Origin of the sequence: Yoonia sp. R2-816 (assembly GCF_046762905.1) — a bacterium.
Classification (GTDB): Bacteria; Pseudomonadota; Alphaproteobacteria; order Rhodobacterales; family Rhodobacteraceae; genus Yoonia.
In genome coordinates this window covers 1-8,623 of the sequence record NZ_JBKQXN010000019.1, presented here as the reverse complement: position 1 = coordinate 8,623, position 8,623 = coordinate 1, and the positions used below count along the sequence as shown (strand labels likewise).

The 8,623-nt window shown below is 53.3% G+C and carries 12 protein-coding genes; 2 read left to right on the top strand and 10 right to left on the bottom strand.

The window, feature by feature from the left end; genetic code table 11:
• Positions 1 to 565: 565 nt before the first annotated feature.
• The 4 genes from ACFWW2_RS00295 to ACFWW2_RS00280 all read right to left on the bottom strand — a co-directional run bounded on the left by ACFWW2_RS00295 (position 566) and on the right by ACFWW2_RS00280 (position 2,471).
• Positions 566 to 991, bottom strand: coding sequence for a type II toxin-antitoxin system VapC family toxin (locus ACFWW2_RS00295; protein ID WP_393925367.1), 426 nt, complete (start codon positions 989 to 991; stop codon positions 566 to 568).
• Entirely contained in the window at positions 988 to 1,221 is a 234-nt protein-coding gene (locus ACFWW2_RS00290) for a FitA-like ribbon-helix-helix domain-containing protein (protein WP_393925366.1), read from the bottom strand. Before ACFWW2_RS00290 ends, ACFWW2_RS00295 begins: the two co-directional genes overlap by 4 nt.
• Positions 1,222 to 1,435: 214 nt before the next feature.
• Positions 1,436 to 1,906, bottom strand: coding sequence for a hypothetical protein (locus tag ACFWW2_RS00285; protein WP_393925365.1), 471 nt, complete (start codon positions 1,904 to 1,906; stop codon positions 1,436 to 1,438).
• A gap of 133 nt (positions 1,907 to 2,039) precedes the next feature.
• Positions 2,040 to 2,471 (bottom strand): DUF3768 domain-containing protein, encoded by a 432-nt coding sequence (locus ACFWW2_RS00280; RefSeq protein ID WP_393925364.1) that lies wholly within the window; start codon positions 2,469 to 2,471, stop codon positions 2,040 to 2,042.
• 79 nt (positions 2,472 to 2,550) lie between these two features.
• Here ACFWW2_RS00280 and ACFWW2_RS00275 point away from each other — a divergent pair, with 79 nt between their 5' ends.
• Positions 2,551 to 2,904 (top strand): hypothetical protein, encoded by a 354-nt coding sequence (locus ACFWW2_RS00275; RefSeq protein ID WP_393925363.1) that lies wholly within the window; start codon positions 2,551 to 2,553, stop codon positions 2,902 to 2,904.
• Between the two features lie 15 nt (positions 2,905 to 2,919).
• Here ACFWW2_RS00275 and ACFWW2_RS00270 read toward each other — a convergent pair whose 3' ends face one another.
• The 4 genes from ACFWW2_RS00270 to ACFWW2_RS00255 form a co-directional block, all read right to left on the bottom strand.
• The gene (locus ACFWW2_RS00270) at positions 2,920 to 3,264 is read right to left on the bottom strand and encodes a hypothetical protein (protein WP_393925362.1); all 345 of its coding nucleotides are present in this window, start codon (positions 3,262 to 3,264) and stop codon (positions 2,920 to 2,922) included.
• A gap of 188 nt (positions 3,265 to 3,452) precedes the next feature.
• On the bottom strand, positions 3,453 to 3,827 hold the full coding sequence (locus ACFWW2_RS00265; RefSeq protein WP_393925361.1) for a hypothetical protein: 375 nt from the start codon (positions 3,825 to 3,827) through the stop codon (positions 3,453 to 3,455).
• 317 nt (positions 3,828 to 4,144) lie between these two features.
• Positions 4,145 to 4,435 (bottom strand): HU family DNA-binding protein, encoded by a 291-nt coding sequence (locus tag ACFWW2_RS00260; protein WP_393925360.1) that lies wholly within the window; start codon positions 4,433 to 4,435, stop codon positions 4,145 to 4,147.
• A gap of 508 nt (positions 4,436 to 4,943) precedes the next feature.
• The gene (locus ACFWW2_RS00255) at positions 4,944 to 5,789 is read right to left on the bottom strand and encodes a hypothetical protein (protein WP_393925359.1); all 846 of its coding nucleotides are present in this window, start codon (positions 5,787 to 5,789) and stop codon (positions 4,944 to 4,946) included.
• Between the two features lie 294 nt (positions 5,790 to 6,083).
• On the opposite strand from ACFWW2_RS00255, the gene ACFWW2_RS00250 reads away from it, so the two are divergent.
• Positions 6,084 to 7,457 (top strand): Fic family protein, encoded by a 1,374-nt coding sequence (locus ACFWW2_RS00250; RefSeq protein WP_393925358.1) that lies wholly within the window; start codon positions 6,084 to 6,086, stop codon positions 7,455 to 7,457.
• Positions 7,458 to 7,657: 200 nt separating this feature from the next.
• On the opposite strand, the gene ACFWW2_RS00245 is transcribed toward ACFWW2_RS00250, so the two are convergent.
• Positions 7,658 to 7,855 carry a hypothetical protein gene (locus ACFWW2_RS00245; RefSeq protein WP_393925357.1) on the bottom strand — a complete coding sequence of 66 codons (198 nt, stop codon included), beginning with the start codon at positions 7,853 to 7,855 and terminating at the stop codon, positions 7,658 to 7,660.
• 262 nt (positions 7,856 to 8,117) lie between these two features.
• Positions 8,118 to 8,279 carry a hypothetical protein gene (locus ACFWW2_RS00240; protein ID WP_393925356.1) on the bottom strand — a complete coding sequence of 54 codons (162 nt, stop codon included), beginning with the start codon at positions 8,277 to 8,279 and terminating at the stop codon, positions 8,118 to 8,120.
• Positions 8,280 to 8,623 lie beyond the last annotated feature (344 nt).

Here is an 8,623-nt window from a genome sequence, read left to right as displayed (position 1 = left end):
TATTGATACGCCAGCGTGTTTGGGTGGTGACGGCCCTTTGTACATCAGACCAAAACTAAGCCGCCGCGAGCATGCGTCGCGCCATCATTCGCGTGCTGCCGACAAGCAGTCTGATGCAATCAGTTCGCGCTTGCGCGAATGCGGGACGCGCCCGGCGCAGGGGGGCCTGACAATACTTTCAAGGTAGCGCAGCAACTATGAAAATGAGGAAGGGGCCATAACGCGTCCCCCTCCATGATATCAACTCAGTGGTGCGTTGCATGTTGTGCTGAAGGTATCGCTCAAGCCGGTAGATGAAAGACTTCTCAACCTACCCCACGCAGATGCCGTGACTTGGGCTTGCCGCCAGCCGCCTACCAAAATCGACATATCGACTGCGATGCGCTACGCACGCCTCCAAGAACAACCACTTCCCTAATGAAGGCCAGAACCATGTTACGACTATTCCTGATGTTTTCCCTGATGACTGCTTTGGCGGCCTGTGATGTGCCCCTCGTGCCTTTGATTTAAGAAGTTTCAACCCGCTTACGGACTGCAACCACGACGATCGGGGCGTAAACACCGTTCAGCGCCTTGCGTCCCATGGATCGATCAAAGTTACGCCAGCTTCAGTAAACGGGCGCGCATCGCGACTGGCCACGGCGAAACCGTTCACCTGTGCAATGCCCGCAATTTGCATGTCCGCAGCACCCAAATTTATGCCGCGTTGAAAAGTTTCAGCGGCGAGAGCCGCCGTTGCTTTTGCTGCGCTTTGATCGAAGCTCAACATACGACCTGCAAACAACTTGGCCAATGTAAACTCAAGTACTTCCCACAAGGCTTTTTTCCGCTTGCCTTCTGGCAGCTTGTGAACACCGAAACGCAACTCCATCAGATTGATGGACGTAACATGAAGTGAACGTAAATTCTGTGCATCCAGCCATTCCACAACTGCCTGCTCAGGGTGGGGCTTCATGATCTCAGAGATAACATTGGTATCGAGGATGATCATTCAAAAACGGCCCCATCAATCGGGTTGTTGCTACGTTCAAATTCCGGAAATTCAACATTCCGCGCTTTCACAAATTCTGCAATGACCGCAGATACGTTTTCTACGGGGCGAGTTGCCTCATCGAGCAACTGACGTGCTGCTTCTTCGGTGCTGACGCCGCGAATTCTGGCCTCTGACTTAACGCGGCGATGCACGTCCTCATCGAGATTTCTAAGAGAGATCGAACCCATTGTTTTACTCCTGCATTGACAGTGAGAGCATATTATAAGAATGATAGCATTGCAAGGTTTTCTGATCTCAATTTGTATATTTGCTATCAAGTGGTAAAAAGTATCCCGCCCGAGCGGGACGAAGGTGTTCCTTCACCACGAGGCAATCTATTGAGATGATCTTGCGCTGTATCGATCGGTAGCGCGGGATGTTTGAGCCGCCCGTGATGCGGTTTCATCGATGCCGTGAGGGGTCAAAGCATCCGCGACCATCGCCTTGCGCGCCAAATCTATCGATCTGTCTGCCATGCGGGTCCGTTCGCGTGAGGGAGAACGGCAGAGAGTTAAGGCCGAACCGGCCCACGGCATAACTGTGTAGGAAGTCCAGAAGGTAGACCGGATCAGCCGGGTATGGCGCGCAATCCCATGCCTTTTTGAGGGTACGTCGCTGCGTTGCTGGCAAAGCGTCCAGACGCTGCCGGGCCTTGTGCCATTGCGCTGCGCGGCGATTGCGGTCGCGGACCTCTTGCACCGCCCATTTTTCTGCACGGTCCTGCATGACGGCATCTTCGTTCGGTTGCGTCTCGGCAATCTGCGCGGCGAAGAGCGGAAAGGCTTCGCGCTCCAAACGCTGCTTCCGTCTTAGCGCGGCACGCTTACGAGAGGTGTCTGTGAAGGGATGGCGTGCCCAAGGTTTGAAACGCATGTTCAGTTCTCCAAGGGAAGAAAGCAGGGCGCACAAGCGCCCCCGCTCTTTGGTCTTTTGCTATGCCTTCGGCCAACCACGCATCGATCCGTGCGGCCTGCGCCTACGGCGCACCCCTTTCGGGGGGTCGAACTCAGTATTCGGCTGGCAACATAAGGGTGAGAACGCGCATGGTTTGGGCTGTGTCGGCAGGGTCTTCCGAACCACCGTCCAGCGTCAGATTGTAGTAATCGATCTTGAAAAAGATACGTGTCCCTTCAATATCCAACGCCGCAAATTCGCGCTCTCCATGTGGGTTATTGTCCTCTGTAAAATCGTCAAAATCTGCAACAGCGCTCAACACTGTCTTGGCGCGTCCGGTTTGCATGAACGCTTCATCAATTCCCGGGGTCCAAACCAGTTTGAATTTCACGCCACCTTCTGCGCACCCTAAAAATCCAAGCCCGCTGTTCAGCACTGCGCGCACTTTGTCGTTCTGTGCTGCAATGACCTCTGTGCGGTTGTCTGTCATAGTCGCCATGTTTTTCGTTTCCTTCGTGGTGTGACCTTTGGGATTGCTCCCCAAATGGTTCGGGTTTTTTGGACAGCGCGAATGCGCCTGCTCCTGAAAACCTGAATGCGATGAAAGGAAGGATTAGGAGGATTTGAGCGAATTCGATGGACTGGCGCGGGCAGGCGGCAAAGCCGACAACACGGGTCTGTCTAATTCGCTTAAATCCGGCGGTATCCCTACCGCCAACGTCCTGCAGTGGCGTTCGGCTCGCCCGAACCCCAAAGGACAAATAAAAAAATCGGATCAAAGATCCGATGCCAAAGGGACCGTCACCCATTGGACAGATCACCGAACCCTGGGGCGACCGACTAGGGCGCGGTTGCGAGCTGAAGGCTCAGAACTGCGCCCCAATGTGTTGAAAGTCGGGTCACTTTCATCTGAAGTCCGTCTTATGATCTATTCCAGCAAAGGTGCGGCACAAAGAGTGTTTCAAACAGGATGTTAAGGCGCTCGCGAAAAACTACCGTGTTGATGTTGGTTCCGGTTTATCTAGTACCTCCGGTTCAATCGTGTGTTCGTAAATCGCATCGGGAAGATCGGCGCTGACTTTGAATTTCGTCCGCTCGATGTAGAGATTTGCAGGTTCAACGTGGCCCGTGGCTTCGGACAGATATCCGTGAACGCAGATTACGCCGTCCTTTTGTTCAATCCAGATTGCGCGCCCGTCTTCAAAGAACAGGTCAATCCGATTGTGCCAAAGAGAGACCTTCGTGGAGATTGGGTTGTCTGCGATGGAGCCGTCCTCGGCACGCCAGTCGTCAAGGGTCATATCAATTTTGATCGGTTCAAATGGTTCCTTGTTCATGCTGCGTCCCGCCTGTCCGCAGCGTCCAAGAGGCGTTGCTTGCGAAGGGCTTGTTTTGCTTCATAGGTGTTCATCGGTATTGTCCTTTCGGGTGCAAAAATGGCGTCACGCGGATGCGCAACGCCTCAGTGCTGATCAGGCTTTTGTTCGCCATTGATCAGGTCATTTGGTTTTTCGATTTGGTGAAATCAGGCGGCGGTTTCGCTCACCTTGGGCCAGCTTTCGGCATCATCGATCGCCTGTTGAATGCGGCCATCATCGTCTCTGAACATGACGCGCATCTGTGTGATTTGTTCTATCAGGTCATTCAGCTGGGCCTTGGCGCTGATGATCACTGTCTGAATCGCATTGGTGTCGTCGAGTTCATGCTCGTCACATGACATGAAGTCTTCGCAGTCACCGATTTGGTCATACGCTGATTGCCAATCATCTGGGCATGGTTCTTCTTTGAGCCAATGTGCTTGGCACCATGTGAGTGCGGCTTGGTCTGCCGCCACCTCATAGGTAAAAACCGTCAGCTGGTCACTGCAGTTGTCATCTGTTCGGATTGTCCAGATTTTCACGATCTTTCTCCTTGATCAGTTTCTGAACCTCCCAAAGCCGCCCTTCTCCTTTGCTGAACGGCATTATTCCGTACCGCGATGTAAAGACAGGGCGGTAAGGCCATGCGGGGCCATACAACAGGCCGTCCTCTTCAAAACGACCGTGAAACCCGCACAACCAAGCCCGGTGAAGATCGCTACGCACGAAGAGGCGACGTAACATACGTGGCAAAACGCGGCCCTGATATCCAAGCATGTATAACTGATCCTGAAGGACTTTAGTCACTCCTGGACCTCACCGTCGGCACTTGCACGGCTGATGTCATCTGTTCGCCATATCAGGCGTTATTGACGGCGCTCTTGATGCCGGTCAACGCAGAGATCTTCACCGCGCGATCTGCCTCTTTGTCGATCATCGCGCCAGTAGAGACATTGCGAACCTGGCGTGCAGGGCGCTCACGGGTTTCGAACTTGGCAACGCCGGGCAATGTGACGGCATTCCCGGCGACAAGGTGTGTTGTAATAACAGCAGCGACAGCATCCAGTGCGGCGGCCGCCTCCGCTTTACTGACTTCGCTGTGAGCGGCAATATCGGCGACGAGGTCGGCTTTGGTGATTGGTCGGGCCATGGTCTAGCATCCTTATTCCATGTCCTGCGGGCTTAAGCGGCCCGCAGCTTTGCATTATGAGTCTTCCATTAATGCGCTGTATTAGGCTGATCAAGCTTTGGCGCAAGGTCGTCAAGGGCCAGGGCGCCCCGGCGATCTATCGTTATGTGGAGCAACGCATCGCGAAAAAAGGCCCACGCGTTACCTCGCGAGCCCTGTGTCATTCGGACAATGCGTCAACCTCTGTGTCCCAGAATCGCCTCCCGAATGGGGGATCAAGCAGCCCCAGTGATCAACCGCGACCCATCACCTGGCAGGCCTTTGACACGTTGCCCAATTCTTCGGCCAGGTTCAGCAGGCCGGTTTTGTGTTTGATAATTTTGTCAGTAGTATTCAACATTGTGGTTTCCTTTGATGGTTCGGTTTGCACCTCCATCAAAACGGACAACCATCATCTCACTCAAGAGATGTGCCGTCCCCATTTCAGCTTGCTGAGAAGGGGGCGGTGTCAGATCACATCGAGACTAATTCAAGTTAGGTTATCGATGAAATCATCAGCGAGTTTTGGAACCGCCTTGCCATAAGCGAGGTAGATTGCATCACGATAGTTTGCTTTTCCCCGATATCTGGAGGCTTCATGCAGGAAGCATATGCTCTTTCTACCAAAGGCATCGTCCCGTAGCGCGCGTGCTGCTTTAGTGCGAAAATTTTCTACTCCCAAAGCCTTGAATTCGCGCGAATTTCTAACTTGTTGCTCAAGGTTCCATTGCTCCCAAGACGCAGTGCCCGACAAATACTCTGCGTGACAGCCCCACGCCTGTTCTGGAGTCTTGGGTACAGAATTGAGTGAGTGACTACCACGGGATCGAGGCCCTGTTAGATCGTGCTCCACATCAGATTTGACGAGGCTGCCGAGCCGGTCGCTGAAGGGTGCCATTGCCAACTTTGCTTCGACGATTTGTCTGTCCCATTGGCGGGCCGTCGACGTGTGAGTCTCTGGGAATGATCCGTCGGCTGCGGCGATCATTGCAGAGGCTGCGCCGTAGACACCGTAGTACCATGTCACAATACCAACACGTGCAACGTCGGCCTTGTTCGGCACTGCAGCCATACCGCGAAGAGCTGCGATCTGGTGCAGCGAGAAAAGCAATTGCTCGAATACCGAGTTCAATTGGCGCTCGCTCAACTCCTTACGCTGAACCCGTCCATAAAATGCTTGGGCCGCACTAATATCCAATGCGCAGTCTGAGACCAGTATGGCTTCCGCGCGCATCCAGTTCAGAGTGGATGGGAGTGCAAAAACCGCGTCTGGAATCTCGTCCGGTGTCTCGGTCAGTGTCCCATGGGTGCGCATGCGGGTGTATAGTGATGTCATTGGCATTCCCTTCGAAGAAACCCTTTTCACGATTTTTCTGTTTTAGAAACATATTTCATGTGTTAGGAACGTTTTTCAGGACTACTTTTCCTTGGTAACGATATTCACGTAGGAGAAACGAAAATCAGCGCTCAGACGGCAGAGGTTCACTTTTCAGGACCCGTAAACACAATTCACCAACGAAAACTACCAGAGAACGCTATTCCCGCAGGCTATGGTGCGCTTATTGACGCCTATTCCCTCGCAGTCCCTGTCCCACACCAACTCTCGGTGATCGGAGAACGGCACCGCATCGTGATTACGGATGAATGGCGCATCATGACACCGCGCCATGAGCCTCAGGCTTCACTACGTGGTCATCTGACATTCGCCCTAAAATATGAAGGGCTCGATCTCGCTATCCTCAAACGTTTGTTTGAGGCTGTTGGCGATGAACCAATCATCGCGTGGGTCAGTGATGAACCCAATGGAAGTTATGCACGGAGGATTTGGTTTATCTATGAATGGCTCTTCCAAACGCAGATCCGGCTGGAAGACGCAACTGGCGGACGCTACGTCCAAGTGCTGGACAACCGTCTTCAATACGGATCGCCTGAGTCAAACTCGTCACGGCATCGGATAAAGAACAATCTGCCCGGGACACCAGACTTCTGTCCTCTGGTGTTTCGCACGCCGGAGCTTGAAGCTTTCTGCGCGATGGACCTTGCGCGTAGAGCCCAACAGATCGTCGACGAAGTGCCCCGTGATCTTTTGGCGCGTACAGCCGCATTTTTGCTACTGAAGGACTCTCGATCCAGTTACGCCATTGAAGGCGAACGCCCCCCCCAAGATCGTATTCAACGTTGGGGCCGCGCCATTGGCGAGGCAGGCCGACAGGCCCTTGATCAAGACGAACTGCTCCGTCTCCAACAGATTGTCATTGGAGATGACCGTTTCATAAAATTGGGCTTTCGAAAGGAAGGCGGCTTTGTTGGATCGCATGATCGCGAAAGCCAGATGCCTCTCCCGGATCACATAAGCGCCAGGCATGAAGATTTGGACGACTTGATTGCCGGCATGGTCGCGTTTGACCGCACGAGTGGACAGACCCTCGATCCAGTGATTGCCTCTGCTGTGCTCGCGTTTGGCTTTGTCTACATTCATCCGTTTGAAGACGGGAACGGGCGTCTGCACCGATACATCTTCCACCATGTTTTGGCCGAGCGCGGGTTCAATCCGCCAGGTGTCGTATTCCCGATATCGTCAGCAATCCTTGAACGGATCGATGACTATCGTGCTGTTCTCGAAAGTTATTCAGCACGGCTGCTGCCGTTCATCGAATGGAACCCAACTGAAAAATTCAATGTCGAAGTCACAAATGAAACAGGCGACTTTTACCGCTTCTTTGATGCCACCCCACATGCTGCGTTTCTCTACAGCTGCGTCCAAAAAACGATCGAAGTTGACCTCCCCTATGAAACAGAATTCCTCCGTCGCTACGACCAGTTCCGCGCAGCGATAGACGACATGTTCGACATGCCCACGCGCACCGTCGATCTTTTGTTCCGTTTCTTGCAGCAGAATAACGGCCAGCTCTCTGCGAGAGCACGCGGCAAGGAATTTGCAGCCCTTACTGATCACGAAGTCGAACGGGTCCAGAACATTTATAGCAATTTCAATACTTCCTGAGGTGATCTGACACCGCCCCCTTCCCAGCGAGCTGGAATGGGGACGGTGTCAGATCACATCGAGACTAATTCACATTATGCGCCCCAGTTGCCGCGTTTAAAGGGATCCGGATGACATGCGCTACGAACGTCCTTTCCCTGCTTTGTTCCAGTACCTGTCGCCTCGTGACGGTTAGCATCATTGTCTCCAAAATCTTCAGTTTAGTTGCAGCCGTCATCGCTTGCGTGTTTGCCAACCATCTGCGCACGGTACTCTCGTTCCATTCTTTCGCCTTCAGCCTTCATGTCTTCGGCGTCTTTGAAACCATACGCTTGTGCCCAAAGGTCTGCCCGCTCTTGTGCCACCATCTCGGACTCTTCCGGTGAAAATGGTTCGATATCTACGACATCGCGGCCCAAACCGCTCCCCGCTGCCCATTCTGTTCATCATGCACCAGCGGTTTGGGTCCGCTTCAAAACGGCCGATCAATCTGCTGCCCTTGCACTAACTCTCCAGTCTTCGCTCTTTGCTTCATGATCATATAAAGCCAGAATGCTTCCTGTTCTGCCGTGACCGGGTCTTTCGTGATCAACTCCGCTACAGAGCTCTTGAACCAATCGGAGGCCTGCTTTGACACGAGCGCCCGCCCCACGGATGGTACTTCAAATGGACCCAGCACCGTCAGCAGCCCTTTTCTACATAGGTGCGCCGTAGTTCCGCTGAACGCTGCACGGGTGCCAATATGTCCGTCACATTCACCAGGAACCCATGGCCCTGCTCTGCATTTATCCCCTGCACTGTGGCTGACGCCACCATCGAAAGGCTTGGTGCGCTGTCCGCCATTTGACCCTTGAACCTGGTTAAACGACCACCCCGAACCGAGACATGGCGCGACCGAAGGGCGTGCTGGCCGCCCAAGTACGCGTTTGTCATTCCGAAGTACTTGTGTGAGGGGCAAAGTTGAAAAAAGGGGGAAATTTCAGTCGTCAATACTCACCTCCAACGAGTGTGCTTGTCCAAGCCAACAGCAGATCATATGAAAAAGACCCCCAGACTTTCTCTCATAGGGAAAAGGGAACGCCTGGGGGCAGGTTGCTCACAAAATCAGTTAATCAGGATTGGTTGCCGAAATAAAATACCGATAAGCAATGCTTCGATAGAGCTGTCCTATTCATCTGCGTGCCATA